The organism is Streptomyces erythrochromogenes (genome assembly GCF_040684695.1).
In the GTDB taxonomy this organism is placed as follows: Bacteria; Actinomycetota; Actinomycetes; order Streptomycetales; family Streptomycetaceae; genus Streptomyces; species Streptomyces erythrochromogenes_C.
Map to the genome: position 1 here is coordinate 164,169 of NZ_JBFBGM010000004.1, position 19,353 is coordinate 183,521.

Consider the following 19,353-nt stretch of genomic DNA (forward strand, 5'->3'; position numbering starts at 1 on the left):
CTACGCCTCGGGCGCGGCCGCGGCCTTGCGGGTGCGCGTGCGCTTCGGCTTCGCCGGAGCCTCCTCGGCCACGGCGGCGGCCTCGGTGGCGACCGGAGCGGCCGCGGCCTTGCGGGTGCGGGTCCGCTTCGGCTTGACCGGAGCCTCCTCGGCCACGGCGACCGCCGGGGTCTCGGTGGCGACCGGAGCGGCCTCCGCGGCCTTGCGGGTACGGGTGCGCTTCGGCTTGGCCGGGGCCTCCTCGGCCACGGCGACCGCCGCGGCCTCGGCCACCGGGGTCACCGGAGCGGCCGCGGCCTTGCGGGTGCGGCGGGCCCGGACCGGCTCGACGGGCGGGGCCATCTGGAAGTCCGGCTCCGGAGCCGTCTCCACGATCCGGCGCGGACGCCGAGCACGGACGGGCGCCGGCTCGACGAGCGGGGCCATCTGGAAGTCCGGCTCCGGGGAGCTCTGCACGGCCTTGCGGACGCGGGCGCGCCGCGGCTTGGCCGGGGCCTCCTCGGCGACCGGGGCCGCCTCGGCCACGGGAGCCGCAGCCACGGGAGCCGCTGCGACCGGGGCCTCGGCCACCGCCGCCGGGGCGGACTGCACCGGCACCGCACCCACACGGGTCCGGCGGCGGCGCGGCCTGCGCGGCTCGTCGGCGGCCGGTTCCTGCGGGGCCTCGACCACCGGGGACACGGCGGCCTGCTCGGCGCCGACCTCGGACCCGCCCCGCGTACGGCGGCGCTGGCGCGGCGTACGGGTACGGGCCGGACGCTCCTCGGTCGCCGTGGCGGCCTGCGCGGAGCGCCCGCCGCGGCCACCGCGGCCGCCGGTCTCGCCCAGGTCCTCCAGCTCCTCGGCCTTCAGGCCGGCCCGCGTGCGCTCGGCGCGCGGCAGGACGCCCTTGGTGCCGGCCGGGATGTTCAGCTGCTCGAACAGGTGCGGCGACGTGGAGTACGTCTCGACCGGCTCGTGGAAGTCCAGCTCCAGCGCCTTGTTGATCAGCTGCCAGCGCGGGATGTCGTCCCAGTCGACCAGGGTGACGGCGGTGCCCTTGTTGCCCGCGCGGCCGGTACGGCCCACCCGGTGCAGGAAGGTCTTCTCGTCCTCCGGCGTCTGGTAGTTGATGACGTGGGTCACACCCTCGACGTCGATGCCGCGCGCGGCCACGTCGGTGCACACCAGCACGTCGACCTTGCCGTTGCGGAACGCGCGCAGGGCCTGCTCGCGCGCGCCCTGGCCCAGGTCGCCGTGGACGGCACCGGACGCGAAGCCGCGCCGCTCCAGCTGCTCGGCGATGTCGGCCGCCGTGCGCTTGGTACGGCAGAAGATCATGGCCAGGCCGCGGCCCTCGGCCTGCAGGATGCGGGAGACCAGCTCCGGCTTGTCCATGTTGTGCGCACGGAAGACGTGCTGCGTGATGTTGGCGACGGTCGCGCCCTCGCCGTCCTCGGAGACGGCGCGGATGTGCGTCGGCTGGGACATGTACCGGCGGGCCAGGCCGATGACCGCACCCGGCATCGTCGCCGAGAACAGCATCGTCTGACGCTTGGCGGGCAGGTAGGCCATGATCTTCTCGACGTCGGGCAGGAAGCCCAGGTCGAGCATCTCGTCGGCCTCGTCCAGGACGAGCGCACGGACGCGCGACAGGTCGAGCTTGCGCTGCCCGGCCAGGTCGAGCAGGCGGCCGGGGGTGCCGACGATCACGTCGACGCCCTTGTTGAGGGCCTCGACCTGCGGCTCGTACGCGCGGCCGCCGTATATGGCCAGGACGCGGACGTTGCGGACCTTGCCGGCGGTCAGCAGGTCGTTGGTGACCTGGGTGCACAGCTCGCGGGTCGGAACCACCACGAGGGCCTGCGGGGCGTCGGTCAGCTGGTCGGGCGTGGCCCGGCCGGCCTCGACGTCCGCGGGGACGACGACCCGCTCCAGCAGGGGAAGCCCAAAACCGAGCGTCTTGCCGGTTCCGGTCTTGGCCTGGCCGATGACGTCCGTGCCGGAAAGGGCGACGGGGAGGGTCATCTCCTGGATGGGGAAGGGGGACACGATGCCGACGGCTTCAAGGGCTTCGGCAGTCTCGGGAAAGATCCCGAGGTCTCGGAACGTAGTCAGGGTGCTGCCTCTTCTGTGAGACGCGGCGCGAGGCGGCGAGGGGGGTCCTACCGTGCTGTGCTTGCAGTACTGCTACGTACGAAGCTGCGCGGGACCACTGGCCTTCGCTCAAGCGCTCTGCCGCTGAGGGGGCCCCTCGTGGGAGGCGGTACGCATGGACGTACGCACCACACCGAGGGCGGTCGGTTGGAGCCGATCGGGCCACCGACCGGGCATCCTCATTCGGATGGCCCGCCGAGTATTCGGCAGGCGCATTACCACTGTACCCCGGAATCGCGCAGGTGTGTCGGGTGAATTCACCGGGTAGGTGGGTTTAGGTGGACAGGCTGGGAGTAGACGTGGTGCCTTGAGGGGCCATTCGGCGGGCTATTGTGCGGAGCATGCCGACCGTAGAAAACGCCTCGCCCGCCGACGACAGCAACCCCGCCGAGGCCACGGGGATCGCCTCGCAGGACTGGGCGACCGCATCTGCCTCGCCGCAGTACCGGGCCGCCGTCGTGGACCTGCTCGGCGCGCTCGCCTACGGGGAGCTCGCGGCCTTCGAGCGCCTCGCGGAGGACGCGAAGCTCGCGCCCACCCTGGACGACAAGGCCGAGCTCGCCGCGATGGCCTCCGCCGAATTCCACCACTTCGAGCGGCTCCGGGAGCGCCTCACGAAGATCGAGGCCGAGCCCACCGCCGCCATGGAGCCCTTTGCCCAGGGCGTCGACGCATTCCACCGCCAGACCGCCCCGTCGGACTGGCTGGAGGGTCTGGTCAAGGCGTACGTCGGCGACTCCATCGCCAGTGACTTCTACCGTGAGGTCGCCTCCCACCTGGACACCGACACCCGCGCCCTCGTGCTCGGCGTGCTCGACGACACCGGCCACGGCAACTTCGCCGTCGAGAAGGTGCGCGCCGCGATCGAGGCCGACCCCCGCTGCGGCGGCCGGCTCGCGCTGTGGGCGCGCCGCCTGATGGGCGAGGCGCTCTCGCAGGCCCAGCGCGTGGTCGCCGAGCGCGACGCGCTCTCGACCATGCTGGTCGGCGGCGTCGACGGGATGGCGGCCGGCTTCGACCTCGCGGCCGTCGGCGAGATGTTCACCCGCATCACCAAGGCCCACACCAAGCGGATGGCGGCCCTCGGCCTCGCCGCCTGACCGGCCCCTCCCGTACCCGTACGTAACGTCGGCCCCGGCGCGCCAGGTGCGCGCCGGGGCCGACGTACGTGGTCCGGGTGACGGGCCTCACGGTCCCGCTTCAGGGGTCACCCCCGCGACGGGAGCGAAAACGGAGTCCTGTGGGGACGCCTGCGGGGCCCGTGGGCCGGACGGAGCAGCAGGGACAGGACCACGGCCGACACCAGCACGGCGCCGATGAACGTCGCCACCAGCGTGTAGTGCCCAGGGCCCAGCGCGAAGTGGGTGAGATAGGCCCCGAACAGGGCTCCCACCACCCCGCTGACCAGCACCACCCGCCGGGAAGGAAGCCGGGGCTCGAGCCCTCGGACGGCTGCGGCGGACAGGGCGAGCCCCAGCAGTGCGGAGCCGAGCACTTCCATCAGCAGCATCAGGTCTCTCCCATACGTCAGGGCAAACCGGGTCACTGCGGTCCTACCCGAAGCGGAAGAAAGAGAAACGGCCCGGTGGAATCAACCACCGGGCCGTTTCGGACAGTTCTCAGAGCGCTCCGAAACCGACCTTGCGTGCGGTCGGCTCACCCAGGTCGACGTACGACAGACGGTCGGACGGCACCAGGACCTTGCGGCCCTTGTTGTCGGTGAGGCTCAGCAGCGGCGCCTGGCCGGACAGCGCGGCGGCCACGATGCCCTCCAGCTCCTCGGCGCTCAGGTCGCTCTCCAGCACGATCTCCCGGGGTGCGTGCTGCACGCCGATCTTGACCTCCACGGCTTTGTCCCTCCGACGATCCGGTTCGCGCGATCAGCCGCGCCGTACGCGGTCCACATTAGCCCGGAGAGGGGATGCGGACCGCGCAGAGCGGACACGCTCGCAGCGAACACCGGCGGGTTCGGCGCGGGAACCGCGCCGCGGCGACCGCGGGACGGGCCGTCGGGCCGTCAGGATTCGGTGCCGTGCAGCGGGAAGCCGGCGATGCCGCGCCAGGCGAGCGAGGTCAGCAGGCCGACCGCCGTCTCGCGGGCGACCGGGCTCTCGCTGGAGAGCCAGTAGCGGGCCACCACCTGCGAGACCCCGCCCAGGCCCACGGCCAGCAGCATCGACTCGTCCTTGGACAGGCCGGTGTCCTCGGCGATGACGTCGGAGATCGCCTCCGCGCACTGGAGCGAGACGCGGTCGACGCGCTCGCGCACCGCGGGCTCGTTCGTCAGGTCGGACTCGAAGACCAGCCGGAAGGCGCCGCCCTCGTCCTCCACGTACGCGAAGTAGGCGTCCATGGTGGCCGCCACGCGCAGCTTGTTGTCCGTCGTCGACGCGAGCGCCGTGCGCACGGCCAGCAGCAGCGCCTCGCAGTGCTGGTCCAGCAGGGCCAGGTACAGGTCGAGCTTGCCCGGGAAGTGCTGGTAGAGCACCGGCTTGCTCACCCCGGCACGCTCGGCGATGTCGTCCATCGCGGCCGCGTGGTAACCCTGGGCGACGAAGACCTCCTGGGCCGCGCCCAGCAGCTGGTTGCGCCGGGCCCGGCGCGGCAGTCGCGTGCCCCGCGGACGCGCTGCCTCGGTCTGCTCGATGGCTGTCACGCCGCCTCCCACTTTCTCTCGGAACACAGGCGCTCTGCGCCGCGCCGCCATCGTACTTTTCGGTAACCGAATCTGGGGGGTCCAAGCCGAGTTTTCTCGCGGTACGGACCGCCCGGAGACGCTGGTCAGCGGTCGGTCGACGGTCGGTCAGCGGTAGTCGTCCTCGTCGAGCTGCACCACGCGCGCCTGCTCGGCGGCGTCGCCGTCAGCTGCCTGGCCCGCCTCGCGGCCGGCGTCGGGGTCGTCCTCGCCAGGCCGTAGATCGGCCTGCTGCTCCGCAACATCCGCCTCGGGCGCCTCAGGATCGAGGGATTCCGGAAACCGCTCCCGGAAGGTGTCCGGCTCCGCAGGGTCGACAGTCATGCCGCTCCCCTCGCTTCCATGTGTCACTTACGAGCCTAGGAGGATCGAGGGGGCGCCGCTATGCGGATCCGCGATGAGACTGTGACCGCGAACACAACAAGTGGAACGTGATCGTCTCGTAACATTGCCCGCATGTCTTCGACCGAGCTGCCGGGCGTACGCTCCGCCGCCGAACCCTCCTCCTCCGGGGGAGCGGTCCGGCTGGCCGACGGTGAGCAGCTGCGCACCGCCGTGCTGCCCGGGCTGGAACTGGCTGTCCGGGTGCGCCCGCCCCGCCGCGACGGCCTGCCGCCCGCCCTCTTCGTGCACGGCCTCGGCGGCTCCTCGCAGAACTGGTCGGCGCTCATGGAGCAGCTGGCGGACACCGTCGACGGCGAGGCCGTCGACCTGCCCGGCTTCGGCTGGTCCCCGCCGCCCGCCGACCGCGACTACTCCGTCACCGCGTTCGCGCGGGCCGTCATCCGCCACCTCGACGCCGCCGGGCGCGGGCCGGTCCACCTCTTCGGGAACTCCCTGGGCGGCGCCGTCTCCACCCGGGTCGCGGCCGTCCGGCCCGACCTCGTGCGCACCCTGACGCTGGTCTCGCCCGCCCTGCCCGAGCTGCGCGTGCAGCGGTCGGCCGTGCCGACCGCGCTGCTGGCCCTGCCCGGGGTGGCCGCGCTCTTCAGCCGGATGACCCAGGGCCTCAGCGCCGAGCAGCGCACCCGGGGGGTGACGGAGCTCTGTTACGGAGACCCCTCCCGGGTGACTCCCGACGGGTTCCGCAACGCCGTGGAGGAGATGGAGCGCCGGATGGCGCTCCCGTACTTCTGGGACGTGATGACCCGCACCTCGCGCGGCATCGTCGACGCCTACACCCTCGGTGGCCAGCACGGACTGTGGCGGCAGGCGCAGCGGGTGCTCGCCCCGTCCCTGCTGGTCTACGGTGGCCGCGACCAACTGGTCTCGTACCGTATGGCGCACAAGGCGGCCGCGGCCTTCCGGGGCTCGCGGCTGCTGACCCTGCCCGAGGCCGGGCACGTGGCGATGATGGAGTACCCCGAGGTGGTGGCCGCCGCCTTCACGGAGCTGCTGCGCGACACCTGCGCGGGGGCTGCGGACCGGGACACCGAAGACGGCAGGGGCTGAGGGCCGTGGGACGACACAGTCGAAAATCCGGGGCGCCCGCTCCGGAGTCCGCTCCGGCGCCGGCGCCTGCAGCAGCGCGCCCGCAGGCGCAGCCGGATCCCGCCGGGTACGACGACCGGTTCGCGTACGACGCGTTCGGCGGTGACGTCCTCGGCGGCGACGACCCGTTCGCCGGGTGGCCCGAAGCGACCGTCACCCACCAGGGGTACGCCCCGCACGACCCGCCGTCCGCGGGCACGCGGGCCGGCGGCCACCCCCAGCAGTACGAACCGGGCGGCGCCTGGGGCGCCCGGCCCGACTCCGACTCCGGCTCCGTGTACGGGGACTGGCGCGGGGTGCCGCGCCCCCGCCCCGAGGCCCAGGCGGCCGGGGCGCAGGCCTCCGCCGCGCTCCTGGACTCCGGCACCCCGGCCTTCGGCACGCCCGCCGTGGGCTTCCCGCAGGTCACCCTGACGCCGCAGCCGCAGCCGCAGCCGCAGCCGCAGGTGCCCGGGTCCGCGTCCGGGCCGGATGCGGACTGGGACGCCTTCACCTCCACCGGCTCGCACCGCCGGGTCCCCGGCCCGCGCAAGCCGGCCGAGCCCGTCGCGGCCGAGCCCGCGGCCTTCGAACCCCCGGCCGGGGCCCCCGAGGAGAAGTCCGCCCCGGGCCGCGGCAAGAAGGCCCTGACGTACACCGGCATGGCCGCCGCCGCGGTCACCACCGTCCTCGCGGTGGTCGTCGCCGGCCAGACGTTCCTCGACACGGACTCCGACGAGGCCCGGGCCGGCGCGCCCGCCGCCACCGGCCAGGACCGCAGCGACACCGCCGCCTCCCGCTCCGACGGCCGGCCGACCCCGAACGGCGGCGCGGCCGCCCCCGTCGCGCCCTCCGCCGCCGCGCCCGCGCCCGAGCTGACGTACGAACAGCAGATGGCCGCGCAGCTGCCCCTCGACCCGAAGCTCACCGGGCCCGGGACCTTCGACACGGTGCCGGGCGTGGCCAAGGGGCCCGGCAAGGGCAAGGTCGTGCGCTACCGCGTCGACGTCGAGCAGGGCCTGGGACTGGATCCGATGCTGTTCGCCGAGGCCGTCCACCGCACCCTCAACGACGACCGCAGCTGGGGCCACGGCGGTACGAAGACCTTCGAGCGGGTACCGGGCGGCGAGGCGGACTTCGTGATCACCCTCGCGAGCCCCGGCACCACGGGCGTCTGGTGCGCCAAGTCCGACCTCGACACGGTCGTCGGCAACGTCTCCTGCGACTCGGCGAAGACCGAGCGCGTGATGATCAACGCCTTCCGGTGGGCCCAGGGCTCCGAGACCTACGGTCCGGACCAGATGCTGACCTACCGCCAGATGCTCATCAACCACGAGGTCGGTCACCGGCTCGGCCACGGCCACGTCAACTGCCGCACCCCCGGCGCACTCGCCCCGGTCATGCAGCAGCAGACGAAGTCCCTCAACATCGACGGCATCCAGTGCAGGCCCAACCCCTGGGCCTTCCCCGGGAATTGACGCAGCCGCCGGCGGGCGGGCCGGTGGCCGCGTTGACAAGGTGTCCGATCATCGGCCATCGTTCTCCGCATGTCGCACCGCCACACCCTGACCGCGAGCGCCGCCATTGAGCTGGCGCTCCTCGGTGTGGCCGCGCACAGCGTGGCCGACATCTTCTGTCGCTGACGCCGGCCCGACCGCGCAGCGACCCTTTTCGTCCCTTTCGTGACGCCGCCGCGCCCGGGCACCCCATGCCCGCAGGCGCGGCTTCCTCCTGTTCGGTGCCGGTCCGGTACCGCCGCTGATCGCTGACCGTCGCCCCTCGCGTGGCCCTTTCCGCTCTTCCTTCACGCCGAGAGGTGCTTCTTACCATGTCCCGTCAGTCCCACATATCGCGCCGCGTGGCCGCGGCCGCCGTCAGCCTCGTACTGGCCGGGGGCGCCGCCGCCTGCGGGCCCAAGGACGGCGCGGACGCGGCCGGTGCCGCCGACGGCAGGCCCGGCGCCGCGGGTGCGCCGCAGAAGGGCGGCACCCTGACCGTCCTCAACTCCGAGCCGCAGAACGACTTCGACCCGGCCCGGCTCTACACCTCGGGCGGCGGAAACGTTCCCTCGCTGGTCTTCCGCACGCTGACCACCCGCAACCGCGAGGACGGCGCGGCCGGCACCAAGGTCGTGCCCGACCTGGCCACCGACACCGGCCGGCCCAACGCCGACGCCACCGAGTGGACCTACACCCTCAAGGACGGCCTCAAGTACGAGGACGGATCCCCGATCACCACCGCCGACATCAAGTACGGCATCGAGCGGTCCTTCGCCGCCGAGCTGAGCGGCGGAGCCCCGTACCTGCGGGACTGGCTGGTCGGCGGCGAGTCGTACGAGGGCCCCTACAAGGACGGCGGCAAGGGACTCGACTCGATCGTCGTGCCCGACGCCAGGACGATCGTCTTCAAACTGCGCAAGCCCGAGGGCGAGTTCCCCTTCGTCGCCACCCAGACGCAGTTCGCCCCCGTCCCCAAGGCCAAGGACACCGGCGCCAAGTACGAGGAGCACCCGGTCTCCTCCGGCCCCTACAAGGTCGTCAAGAACGACAACGACGGCGAGCACCTCGCCCTGGAGCGCAACGAGCACTGGGACGAGAAGACCGACGAGGAGCGCAAGGCCTACCCGGACCGGATCGACGTCCGCTCCGGTCTCGACTCCGCCGTCATCAACCAGCGCCTGACCACCAGCGCCGGCCCCGACGCGGCCGCCATCACCACCGACACCAACCTCGGCCCGGCGGAGCTGGCGCAGATCGGCGACAACAAGGAACTCGCGGGCCGCGTCGGCACCGGCCACTTCGGCTACGTCAACTACATCGCCTTCAACCCCAAGGTCGCCCCCTTCGACAACCCGAAGGTCCGTCAGGCGATCTCCCACGCCGTCAACCGCACCAGCGTGGTCAACGCCGCCGGCGGCTCCGCCCTGGCCGAGCCCGCCACCACCTTCCTGCCCGAGCGCGAGGCCTTCGGCTTCGCCCCCTACGACCACTTCCCCGCGGGGAAGACCGGAGACCCGGCCAAGGCGAAGGAACTGCTGAAGGAGGCGGGCTTCCCCGACGGGATCACCGTCACCCTGACCCACTCCACCGCGCAGAACCGCCAGACCAGCCCCGAGGTCGCCACCGCCGTCCAGCAGGCGCTCGCCGCCGCCGGCATCACCGTCAAGCTGGAGGGCCTGGAGAACAACGCCTTCAACGAGCGGCGCTGGGACGCCGCGAACACCCCCGGCTTCTTCCTCTCCCGCTGGGGCGCCGACTGGCCCTCCGGCGGCCCCTTCCTCGCGCCCATCTTCGACGGCCGGCAGATCGTGACGGGCGGCTCCAACTACAACCACGCGCAGCTCGACGACCCGGCCGTCAACGCCGAGATCGACGAGATCGCCAAGCTGACCGACCTCGCCGCCGCCGGCAAGCGCTGGGGAGCCCTCGACAAGAAGATCGGCGAGGAGGCCCTGACCGTGCCGCTCTTCCACCCCGTCTACAAGCGGCTCGTCGGCAAGGACGTCAAGAACGTCGTCATCAGCGACTGGACCGGCGTCCTCGACATCTCGCAGGTCGCGGTCAAGTGAGCATCGCCCTCGAACGGTCCGCGCCGGCACCCGGGGCCGTCCCCCCGGGCGCCGGCGCCGGACGCCAGGTGTGGCGGCGGCTGCGCCGACGGCCCTCCGCCGTCCTGGCCGCCGCCGTCCTGGCCCTGCTCGTCCTGCTCGCCCTCGCCGCCCCGCTGCTCGCGCAGCTCACCGGCCAGGACCCGAACGCGTACCACGACGACCTCGTGGACTCCGCCCGCGGCGGCGTCCCGATCGGCTCCTTCGGCGGGATCTCCGCCGACCACTGGCTCGGTGTGGAACCGGGCACCGGCCGGGACCTGTTCACCCGGCTCCTGTACGGAGCACGCGTCTCGCTGCTCGTCGCCCTCGGCGCGGTCGCCGTGGCGACCTTCGTCGGCGTGGCCGTCGGACTCGCCGCCGCACTCGGCGGGCGCATCGCCGACCAGGTCATCGGGCGGTTCACCGACGTGATGATCGCGCTGCCGATGCTGGTCATCGGCATCGCCCTCACCGCGGTCGTCCCGCCCGACTTCCCCCGCCCGCTGCTGCTCGTCCTCATCATCGGACTCCTCGACTGGGGCGGCACCGCCCGGATGGTGCGCGCCCAGGCCCTGGCCCTGCGCGGCCTCGACTTCGTCGACGCCGCCCGGCTCTCCGGCAGCAGCAGGCTGCGCATCGCCCGCCGCGAGCTGCTGCCCTCGCTGGCCGCACCCGTGATCACCTATGCCGCGATCAAGGTGCCCACCGCCATCGTCGCCGAGGCCTCGCTGTCCTTCCTGGGCGTCGGCGTGAAGCCGCCCACCCCCTCCTGGGGCCAGATGCTCTCCGGCGCCCAGACCTGGTTCCGCGCCGACCCCGCCTACGTCCTGCTCCCGGCCGGACTCCTCTTCGTCACCGTGCTCGCCTTCACCGTGCTCGGCGACGCCGTCCGCACGGCACTCGACCCGCGCGAAGGCTCCCGCCTGCGGGTCGGCACCGGAAAGGAGCGCAAGGGGTGACCCGCTTCGTCCTCAGACGGACCGGCGGCGCGCTGCTCGTGCTGCTCGCCCTGTCCGTCATCGTCTACTCCCTCTTCTACCTGGCCCCCGGCGACCCCGCCCGCCTCGCCTGCGGAGAGCGCTGCAACCCGCAGCAGATCGCCCAGGTCCGCGCACAACTCGGGCTGAACGACTCCTCCCTCACCCAGTACCTGCACTTCCTCCAGGGACTGGTCGCCGGACGCGACTACTCCGCCGGCGCCGGGCTGGTCCTCCACTGCGACGCGCCCTGCCTGGGCCTCTCGTACCAGACCGACCAGCAGGTCACCGAGCTGATCCTCACCCGGCTGCCCGCCACCCTGTCGCTCGCGCTGGGCGCGCTGGCGATCTGGCTGCTGGTCGGCGTCGGGACCGGACTGCTCTCCGCGCTGCGCCGCGGCGGCATCACCGAACGCCTGCTGACCGTCCTGACCCTCGCCGGGACCGGCACCCCCGTCTTCATCCTCGGGCTGCTGCTGCTCATGGCGGTCTGCGCACACCTGCAGTGGCTGCCGTTCCCGACGTACGTGCCGCTGACCGAGGACCCCGAGCAGTGGGCCTGGAACCTGCTCCTGCCGTGGCTCACCCTCGGACTCTTCGAGAGCGCCAAGTACGCCCGGCTCACCCGCAGCGCGACCCTGGAGACGCTCGCCGAGGACCACATCCGCACCTTCCGCGCCTACGGCGTGGGGGAGCGGGCCCTGGTCACCCGGCACGCCGTGCGCGGCGCCGTCGCCCCCGTGATCGCCCTCAGCGCCGTCGACTTCGGCACCATGATCGGCGGTGCGGTGCTGACGGAGTCGCTGTTCGGGATCCCCGGACTCGGCAAGACCCTCATCGACGCGGTGCGGGTCGTGGACCTGCCCGTCGTCGTGGGCGTCGTCCTGGCGATCGGCACGGCCGTGGTCGTCGCGGGCGCGATCGCCGACCTGCTGTACGCGGCCGCGGACCGAAGGGTGGCCCTCGCATGACGCAGACGCTGGTGGAGGTCACCGGCCTCACGGTCGAATTCCCCGTCGGCGGCGCCGAGCAGTACGTACGCGCCGTCGACGGAGTCTCCTTCACGCTGGCGGAGGGCCGCGCCCTGGGCATCGTCGGCGAGTCCGGCAGCGGCAAGTCCACCGTGGCCGCCGCCCTGCTCGGCCTGCACCGCGGCACGGGCGCGCGGCTGTCCGGCACCGTCCTGGTCGGCGGCACCGACGTGGCCGCGGCCTCGCCCGCCGCACTGCGCCGCCTGCGCGGCGGGACGGCCGCCATGGTCTTCCAGGACCCGCTGAGCTCCCTGGACCCCTACCTCGCCGTCGGCGACCAGATCGCCGAGGTCCACCGGATCCACTCGGGCGCCTCCCGCCGGGCCGCCCGGTCCCTGGCCGTCCGGGTGCTCGACCGCGTGGGCATCGCCGACGCCGCACGCCGCTCCCGCGCCCGGCCGCACGAGTTCAGCGGCGGCATGCGCCAGCGCGCCCTCATTGCGATGGCGCTGGCCTGCGAGCCGCGGCTGCTGATCGCCGACGAGCCGACCACCGCGCTCGACGTCACCGTCCAGGCCCAGATCCTGGACCTGCTGCACGGGCTGCGCGAGGAACGCGGCCTCGGCCTGCTGCTGGTCACCCACGACGTGGGCGTGGCCGCGGAGAGCGTGGACGAACTGCTGGTCATGCGGGACGGCTCCGCCGTGGAGCGCGGGCCGGTGGCCTCCGTACTGGCCGCACCCGCCGCGCCGTACACGCGTGCGCTGCTGGCGGCTGTCCCGAGGCTGGACGGGCCACGCCGGTCCCCGGGCCCCGCAGCGGACCCTGCACCGGACGGGACCGGCGGCGAACCCGTCGTCGAAGCCGTCGCGCTGCGGAAGGAGTTCGGCCGGCGCGGGCGGCGGGTCGCCGCCGTCGCCGGGGTGTCCCTCGCCGTGCGCGCGGGGGAGACCCTCGGCATCGTCGGCGAGAGCGGCTCCGGCAAGAGCACGCTCGGGCGGATGCTCGTCGGACTGGTCGAACCCGACTCCGGCCAGGTCCGCCACGACGGCGTCCCCGCCGCCGGGATCACGGCCGGGGTGCAGATGGTCTTCCAGGACCCGGTCTCCTCCCTCAACCCGCGCCGCTCCGTCGGCGAGTCCATCGCCGACCCGCTGCGCGCGGCCGGGGAGCGCGACGAGGCCGTCCTGCGCGCCCGCGTCGGGCGACTGCTGGAGCGCGTCGGGCTGGAGGCCGGCCACTACGACCGCTACCCGCACGAGTTCAGCGGCGGCCAGCGCCAGCGGGTGGGCATCGCCCGGGCGCTGGCGCCCCGGCCCCGGCTGATCGTCTGCGACGAGCCCGTCTCGGCCCTCGACGTCACCACGCAGGCCCAGGTCACCGCCCTGCTGGCCGAACTCCAGCGGGAGTCCGGCATCGCCCTGGTCTTCATCGCGCACGACCTGGCCGTGGTCCGGCAGGTCAGCGACCGGGTCGCCGTCATGCGGGCCGGCGAGATCGTCGAGGAGGGCCCGGTGGACGAGGTGTACGACCGTCCGGCCCACCCCTACACCCGCCGGCTGCTGGACGCCGTACCGGGACTCGACCCCGGGGTGGCGTCCGAACGCCGCACGTCGCGTCAGGAGGCCCTGGCGGGAGCCTAGTTCCGGCCGCCCGAGGCTGTACTTCTAGCGTGCTCGAACGCGAACCGTACGGGAAAGTTACGACTCTTCACCCCTTCCGGTGGCGCGACGGACAACCGTCCGTCGCGCCTTCGGCATATCCGCTTGAGTTCTCCCGCGGCGGGTCGCCTGACCGAACGGCGACCGCCTGGACGGGAGATCGGGGGTGCCACTCGTGCGGATCGGACTGCTCACGGAAGGTGGTTATCCGTATGCGACGGGCGAGGCCAGGCTGTGGTGCGACCGGCTCGTGCGCGGACTCCCGCAGCACGAGTTCGAGCTCTACGCACTGAGCCGCAGCGCCGGCCAGGAACGCTCCCGGGTCCCGCTGCCCGAGCACGTCACCCACGTCCGCACGGCCCCCCTGTGGGCCCCCGCCGACGACGGCCGGACCTACTCCCGGCGCGAGCGCCGGCGGTTCGCCGACTGCTTCAAGGAACTGGTCCACGGGATCTGCGCCGGCGCGCCGGACCCCTTCGCCGCCGGGCTGTACGGCCTCGCCGGCCTCGCCCGCGAACAGGGCGGGCTCTACGCCGCACTGCGCTCCGAGTCCGCGGTGCGGGCGCTGGAGGCCGCCTGCCGGGCCCCGGGCGCGAGCCGCACCGTACAGGCGGCGCACGTCGCCGACCTGCTGGAGTTCGTGGACGAACTCGAGTGCATGCTGCGGCCGCTGTCCCTCGACTGGTACGAGGAGGACGCCCGGGGCGAGGGCCTCGGCGCGGTCGACGTCTGCCACGCGGCGGCGGGCGGGGTGGCCGCGCTCCCCGGTCTGCTGGTCAAACGCTTCTTCGGGGTCCCGCTGCTGGTCACCGAGTACGGGGTCCAGCTGCGCGCCCACTACCTGTCCCACCTCGGCGCCGGGCCGGGCGAAGAGGAGCCGCGCCCCGCCGTACGGGCCCTGCTCGCCGCCTTCCACCTGCGGCTGGCCTCCGAGATCTACGCCCGGGCCGACTTCCTGACCCCCGGCAACGCCCACGCCCGGCGCTGGCAGGAGCGGTGCGGCGCCACCCGCGACCGGATGCGGACCGTCCACCCGGGGATGGAGGCGGACCGATTCGCCACCGTCGGGGAGTCCGCCGACCGCGGTGACCCCGACACGCTCGTGTGGGTCGGCCGGGTGGAGCCCGCCAAGGACCTCATCGCCCTGCTGCACGCCTTCGCCGAGGTCCGCAGGGCCGAGCCGCGCGCCCGGCTGCGGATCTTCGCCACGGCTGCGGACCCCGGCTACCTCGCCGACTGCCGCGCCCTCGCCGCGCAGTTGTTCCCCGACGAGGCCGCCGACAGCGTCACCGTCGGGGAGAACCCCGTCGCCTTCGAGGAGATCGGCGGACCCGAGGCCCCCTCCGCGGCCGAGGCGTACGGCGCCGGACGGGTCGTCGTGCTGTCCTCCGTGATCGAGGGATTCCCGCTCACCCTTGCCGAGGCGATGCTCTGCGGGCGCGCCACCGTCTCCACCGACGTGGGCGCGGTCCGCGAGGTCATCGGCGGCACCGGACTCGTCGTCCCGCCGCGCAACCCGCGGGCACTCGCCGAAGCCTGCCTGTCCCTGCTCGGGGACGCCGACCGGGCGCAGCGCCTGGGAGCCGCGGCCCGGGCACGGGCCCTGGAGCTGTTCACCGTCGAGCAGAACGTCGCCGCCTTCCAGGAGATCTACCTGCGGCTGCTGGCCAAGGGCTCCGCGCGGACCGACGGCGGCGGCATCCCCTTCGCCCGGCCCCCGGAGGCGCGGGTGCCCGGGCACTGGACCAGCCCGACCTGGGCCAAGCCCGCACCGGACCCGACCTCGGAGGCCGCCGTATGACCACCGTCGACCCCGACACCGCGGCCCCACCCCCGCCGGCGGCGGAACGGGCGCACCGCCGGGCCGCGGGGGACCCCGTCAAGGCGCTGCTGCACCGGCACCGCGAGTTGTGCGAGCGGGCCGTGGACCCCCTGGAGATCGCCGCCGGGCTGGAGGCCCACGGCATCACCGACCGCACCGCCGCCCGCTTCCGCCACCGGGACGTCTTCTCCCTCGCCGAGGAGCTGTACGCGCGCTCCCCGCGCGGCGAGGCGCCCGCCGCCGCGCCCGCCCCGGTCCCGGCCGGACCGTCCGCCCACCGCGCCCTCGGCTGCGCGCTGCTGCCCGGGGCCCTCGCCGCCGCGGCGGCCGCCGCGGGCCAGGCGTGGGCCGGGCCCGCCGCCGTCGCCGCCACCGCCGCCGCGCTGGTGTGGCCGGGGAGGGCCGCACGCGGCCGCTTCCCCTGGCTCGCGCACCTGCTCGCCGCCGCCGTCGCCGGCTGGGCCGCGTACCGGTACGGCACCGCCCTCGCGGTCTGCCTCGCCCTCGCCGTCGCCCCCGGGCACCTGCTCTCCGCGGCCTTCGCGGCCGGGGCCCGGGCCCGCCTCGACGGGAGCCGCGCCCTGGAGGACTTCGCCGACCGGGCCCGCCCGCTGCTGTTCGCGGCCGTCGTGGGCTTCACCGCGGCCGCCGCCGGGGCCGCCGTGCTCGCCGGCACGCCGCTCCAGGCGGCCGTGCCGCTCGCCCTGCTGCTCTTCCTGACCCGGCTGCTGCTGCGGCACGGATCCCGCCGCGGACCCGTCGCCGCCGCACTCGCCCTCGCCCTGATCCCGGTCCCGGCGGCGGCCGCCGCCGCCGCGGCCGCCCTCCTCGTCCACGCCGTCCTCGCCCTGTCCCGCGCATCCGCGCACGCGAGGCCCTGACGTCCCCCGGGACCGCCACAGCCCTTCGGAGCCGACGCCGAGGCGCTCTGCCCGTGCCCCGCCCCATCCGTCCACCCGTCCGCAAGGAGAAACAGACATGACCGGCCAGCCAACCAACCGAGGGGTCACGCGATGAGGGTGCTGCTGATCGGAGCCAACGGATACCTCGGCCGCTACGTCGCCGACCGGCTGCTCGCCGACCCGGCCGTCCAGCTCACCGCGCTCGGCCGCGGCGACGACGCCGACGTCCGCTTCGACCTCGCCACCGGCAGCCCCGGAGCCCTCACCCGCTTCCTCGACGCCGTCCACCCGGGCGTCGTCATCAACTGCGCCGGAGCCACCCGGGGCGGGGCCCGCGAGCTCACCCGGCACAACACCGTCGCCGTCGCGACGATCTGCGAGTCCCTGCGCCGCAGCGGCTGCGGGGCCCGGCTCGTACAGCTCGGCTGCTCCGCCGAGTACGGGCCCAGCCAGCCCGGATCCTCCACGGCCGAGGACGCCGTCCCGAGACCCGGCGGACCGTACGGCGTCAGCAAACTGGCCGCCACCGAGCTGGTGCTCGGCTCCGGGCTGGACGCCGTCGTGCTGCGGATCTTCTCGCCCGTCGGCCCGGGCACCCCCGCCGGGTCCCCGCTCGGCCGGCTCGCCGAGGCCATGCGCCGTGCGATGCAGTCCGGCGACGGGGAGCTCAAGCTCAGCGGGCTGGGCGTGCAGCGCGACTTCGTCGACGTACGGGACGTGGCGCGGGCCGTGCACGCCGCCTCCCTCTCCGCCGCCCAGGGAGTGGTGAACATCGGCACCGGGCGTGCCGTCCGGCTGCGCGACGCGGCCGCCGTCCTGGCGCGGGTCGCCGGCTACGGAGGCGCCCTGCACGAGTTGGACGTGCCGCACGGCGGACCCCAGCAGGCGCACGGACACCCCGGCCGCCCGGCCGGGCTCGCCTCCATCGGCAACCCCCGGTCCGAGGTGACCGCCGATCAGATGGCGGCCGCGGCCCCCCAGCCGTACCCCTACCCCGACGGCTGCGGCGCCTGGCAGCAGGCGGACGTCCGGACCGCCCGCGACCGGCTCGGCTGGCGGCCCCGGATCAACCTGGAGGAGTCCCTCGCGGACATCTGGATGGAGGCGGCGTGCCGCATCTGACCACTCCGCCCGGGGCCCTGGCCGCTGCCGCGACCGGGGCGGGCCGCCTCGGACTGGGCATCCCCGGCTACGCGCACCCGCTGCTCGCCCCGGTCGAGTGGGCCGAGCTGACCCGCCCCGGCACCCCGCTGCACTGGGCCGTGCTGAACGTGACCGACGGCCCCGGCGGCCGGCCCGATCCGCACTGCACCGAAGCGGCCGCGAAGCTGCACCGCGCGGGCGGCACGGTCCTCGGCCATCTCGCGATGCGGGACGGAGCGCGCTCCTTCGGAGAACTGGTCTCCGACGCCCACCGCTTCCGGGACTGGTACGGCGTCGGCGGCTTCTACCTCGCGGACACCCCGGCCGACCGGGCGGACCTGGAACCGGTGCGCCGGGTCGTCGACAGCCTGCGCGGCCTGGGCGAGGACCTGCGGATCGTCCTGGGGCACGGCACGCACCCGTACGAGGGCTACGCGGAGGCCGCCGACCAACTGGTCACCTTCTCCGGGGCCTGGGCCGACTACCGCTGGTCGCAGGTGGCGGAATGGACGGCGGACCATCCGCCGGAGCGGTTCTGCCACCTGGTCCACGGGGTGCCGCGCACACACCTGGAGGAGGCGATGAGGATCGCCCGCTGGCAGGGCGCCGGCACGATCTGGTTCACCGACCGCCGCGCGGTCGGGGACCGCGACCCCTGGGCCTCGATGCCCGGGTACTGGGACGAAATCGTCTCACGTATCGGAACAGGTGTCTTGGAATGAAGACGGGCGTGGCAGTGTTACGGAGAGAACCACCGTTAAGTCGTCACCATCTACGGAGTCCCCGTGTCGCTGCCACCCCTGGTCGAGCCGGCTGCTGAGCTCACCGTTGACGAGGTCCGTCGGTACTCCCGCCACCTGATCATCCCGGACGTCGGGATGGACGGCCAGAAGCGCCTGAAGAACGCCAAGGTGCTGGCCGTGGGCGCGGGCGGCCTCGGCTCGCCCGCCCTCATGTACCTGGCCGCGGCCGGCGTGGGCACCCTGGGCATCGTGGAGTTCGACGAGGTCGACGAGTCGAACCTGCAGCGTCAGATCATCCACAGCCAGTCGGACATCGGCCGCTCCAAGGCCGAGTCCGCCCGCGACAGCGTGCTGGGCATCAACCCCTACGTGAACGTGGTCCTTCACGAAGAGCGGCTCGAGGCCGAGAACGTGATGGAGATCTTCAGCCAGTACGACCTCATCGTCGACGGCACGGACAACTTCGCCACGCGCTACCTCGTCAACGACGCCTGCGTGCTGCTGAACAAGCCGTACGTGTGGGGTTCGATCTACCGCTTCGACGGCCAGGCCTCGGTCTTCTGGTCCGAGCACGGCCCGTGCTACCGCTGCCTCTACCCGGAGCCGCCGCCGCCGGGCATGGTCCCGAGCTGCGCCGAGGGCGGCGTGCTGGGCGTGCTCTGCGCGTCCATCGGCTCCATCCAGGTCACCGAGGCCATCAAGGTCCTCACGGGCGTCGGCGAGCCGCTGGTCGGCCGCCTGATGATCTACGACGCCCTGGAGATGCAGTACCGCCAGGTCAAGGTCCGCAAGGACCCCGACTGCGCGGTCTGCGGCCCGAACGCGACCGTCAAGGAGCTCATCGACTACGAGGCCTTCTGCGGCGTCGTGTCGGAGGAGGCCCAGGAGGCGGCCGCCGGCTCCACGATCACTCCGAAGCAGCTCAAGGAGTGGATCGACGCCGACGAGCCGATCGAGATCATCGACGTCCGCGAGGTCAACGAGTACGAGATCGTCTCGATCCCCGGTGCGAAGCTGATCCCCAAGGGCGAGTTCCTGATGGGCACCGCCCTCCAGGACCTGCCGCAGGACAAGCGCATCGTCTTGCACTGCAAGACGGGTGTCCGCAGTGCGGAAGTCCTGGCGGTCCTGAAGTCCGCCGGCTTCGCCGACGCGGTGCACGTCGGCGGCGGCGTCATCGGCTGGGTCCACCAGATCGAGCCCGAGAAGCCGGTCTACTGATCCGTCCACGGAGGGGCCGTACC

The 19,353-nt window shown here is 73.7% G+C and carries 18 protein-coding genes; 13 read left to right on the plus strand and 5 right to left on the minus strand.

Annotation, left to right across the window (positions count from 1 at the left end; translation table 11 throughout):
* Entirely contained in the window at positions 1-2,007 is a 2,007-nt protein-coding gene (locus AB0O53_RS09710; protein ID WP_435886645.1) for a DEAD/DEAH box helicase, read from the minus strand.
* Positions 2,008-2,477: 470 nt separating this feature from the next.
* Here AB0O53_RS09710 and AB0O53_RS09715 point away from each other — a divergent pair, with 470 nt between their 5' ends.
* Positions 2,478-3,236, plus strand: coding sequence for a ferritin-like fold-containing protein (locus tag AB0O53_RS09715; RefSeq protein WP_206310035.1), 759 nt, complete (start codon positions 2,478-2,480; stop codon positions 3,234-3,236).
* 107 nt (positions 3,237-3,343) lie between these two features.
* Here the strand turns inward: AB0O53_RS09715 and AB0O53_RS09720 are convergent, their stop codons facing one another.
* The 4 genes from AB0O53_RS09720 to AB0O53_RS09735 all read right to left on the minus strand — a co-directional run bounded on the left by AB0O53_RS09720 (position 3,344) and on the right by AB0O53_RS09735 (position 5,155).
* A complete protein-coding gene (locus tag AB0O53_RS09720; protein ID WP_403138705.1) occupies positions 3,344-3,646 on the minus strand; it encodes a hypothetical protein in 303 nt (100 codons plus the stop codon).
* A 109-nt stretch (positions 3,647-3,755) separates the two neighbouring features.
* On the minus strand, positions 3,756-3,983 hold the full coding sequence (locus tag AB0O53_RS09725) for a DUF3107 domain-containing protein (protein ID WP_031151489.1): 228 nt from the start codon (positions 3,981-3,983) through the stop codon (positions 3,756-3,758).
* A 170-nt stretch (positions 3,984-4,153) separates the two neighbouring features.
* On the minus strand, positions 4,154-4,792 hold the full coding sequence (locus AB0O53_RS09730) for a TetR/AcrR family transcriptional regulator (protein ID WP_030853473.1): 639 nt from the start codon (positions 4,790-4,792) through the stop codon (positions 4,154-4,156).
* Between the two features lie 147 nt (positions 4,793-4,939).
* Complete coding sequence (locus AB0O53_RS09735) at positions 4,940-5,155, minus strand: hypothetical protein (protein WP_031151494.1); 216 nt, start codon at positions 5,153-5,155, stop codon at positions 4,940-4,942.
* 132 nt (positions 5,156-5,287) lie between these two features.
* On the opposite strand from AB0O53_RS09735, the gene AB0O53_RS09740 reads away from it, so the two are divergent.
* The 12 genes from AB0O53_RS09740 to moeZ all read left to right on the plus strand — a co-directional run bounded on the left by AB0O53_RS09740 (position 5,288) and on the right by moeZ (position 19,330).
* On the plus strand, positions 5,288-6,283 hold the full coding sequence (locus AB0O53_RS09740; RefSeq protein WP_350988019.1) for an alpha/beta fold hydrolase: 996 nt from the start codon (positions 5,288-5,290) through the stop codon (positions 6,281-6,283).
* Between the two features lie 5 nt (positions 6,284-6,288).
* Positions 6,289-7,779, plus strand: coding sequence for a DUF3152 domain-containing protein (locus AB0O53_RS09745; RefSeq protein ID WP_365194369.1), 1,491 nt, complete (start codon positions 6,289-6,291; stop codon positions 7,777-7,779).
* Positions 7,780-7,848: 69 nt separating this feature from the next.
* On the plus strand, positions 7,849-7,944 hold the full coding sequence (locus AB0O53_RS09750; protein ID WP_312847296.1) for an Ms4533A family Cys-rich leader peptide: 96 nt from the start codon (positions 7,849-7,851) through the stop codon (positions 7,942-7,944).
* A gap of 185 nt (positions 7,945-8,129) precedes the next feature.
* The gene (locus AB0O53_RS09755; RefSeq protein ID WP_350988017.1) at positions 8,130-9,869 is read left to right on the plus strand and encodes an ABC transporter substrate-binding protein; all 1,740 of its coding nucleotides are present in this window, start codon (positions 8,130-8,132) and stop codon (positions 9,867-9,869) included.
* Positions 9,866-10,849 carry an ABC transporter permease gene (locus tag AB0O53_RS09760; RefSeq protein WP_403138696.1) on the plus strand — a complete coding sequence of 328 codons (984 nt, stop codon included), beginning with the start codon at positions 9,866-9,868 and terminating at the stop codon, positions 10,847-10,849. Before AB0O53_RS09755 ends, AB0O53_RS09760 begins: the two co-directional genes overlap by 4 nt.
* Positions 10,846-11,838 carry an ABC transporter permease gene (locus AB0O53_RS09765; protein ID WP_350988016.1) on the plus strand — a complete coding sequence of 331 codons (993 nt, stop codon included), beginning with the start codon at positions 10,846-10,848 and terminating at the stop codon, positions 11,836-11,838. Before AB0O53_RS09760 ends, AB0O53_RS09765 begins: the two co-directional genes overlap by 4 nt.
* A complete protein-coding gene (locus AB0O53_RS09770; RefSeq protein WP_365194373.1) occupies positions 11,835-13,481 on the plus strand; it encodes a dipeptide ABC transporter ATP-binding protein in 1,647 nt (548 codons plus the stop codon). The genes AB0O53_RS09765 and AB0O53_RS09770 overlap by 4 nt, the downstream gene beginning before the upstream one ends.
* 193 nt (positions 13,482-13,674) lie before the next feature.
* Positions 13,675-15,300 carry a GT4 family glycosyltransferase PelF gene (gene pelF / locus AB0O53_RS09775; protein WP_365194505.1) on the plus strand — a complete coding sequence of 542 codons (1,626 nt, stop codon included), beginning with the start codon at positions 13,675-13,677 and terminating at the stop codon, positions 15,298-15,300.
* Complete coding sequence (locus tag AB0O53_RS09780; protein ID WP_365194375.1) at positions 15,297-16,202, plus strand: hypothetical protein; 906 nt, start codon at positions 15,297-15,299, stop codon at positions 16,200-16,202. The genes pelF and AB0O53_RS09780 overlap by 4 nt, the downstream gene beginning before the upstream one ends.
* Before the next feature lie 132 nt (positions 16,203-16,334).
* On the plus strand, positions 16,335-17,345 hold the full coding sequence (locus AB0O53_RS09785) for an NAD-dependent epimerase/dehydratase (RefSeq protein WP_350988013.1): 1,011 nt from the start codon (positions 16,335-16,337) through the stop codon (positions 17,343-17,345).
* Positions 17,333-18,088 (plus strand): spherulation-specific family 4 protein, encoded by a 756-nt coding sequence (locus AB0O53_RS09790; protein ID WP_350988012.1) that lies wholly within the window; start codon positions 17,333-17,335, stop codon positions 18,086-18,088. The genes AB0O53_RS09785 and AB0O53_RS09790 overlap by 13 nt, the downstream gene beginning before the upstream one ends.
* A 63-nt stretch (positions 18,089-18,151) precedes the next feature.
* The gene (gene moeZ, locus AB0O53_RS09795) at positions 18,152-19,330 is read left to right on the plus strand and encodes an adenylyltransferase/sulfurtransferase MoeZ (protein ID WP_350988011.1); all 1,179 of its coding nucleotides are present in this window, start codon (positions 18,152-18,154) and stop codon (positions 19,328-19,330) included.
* The last annotated feature ends 23 nt before the right edge of the window (positions 19,331-19,353 follow it).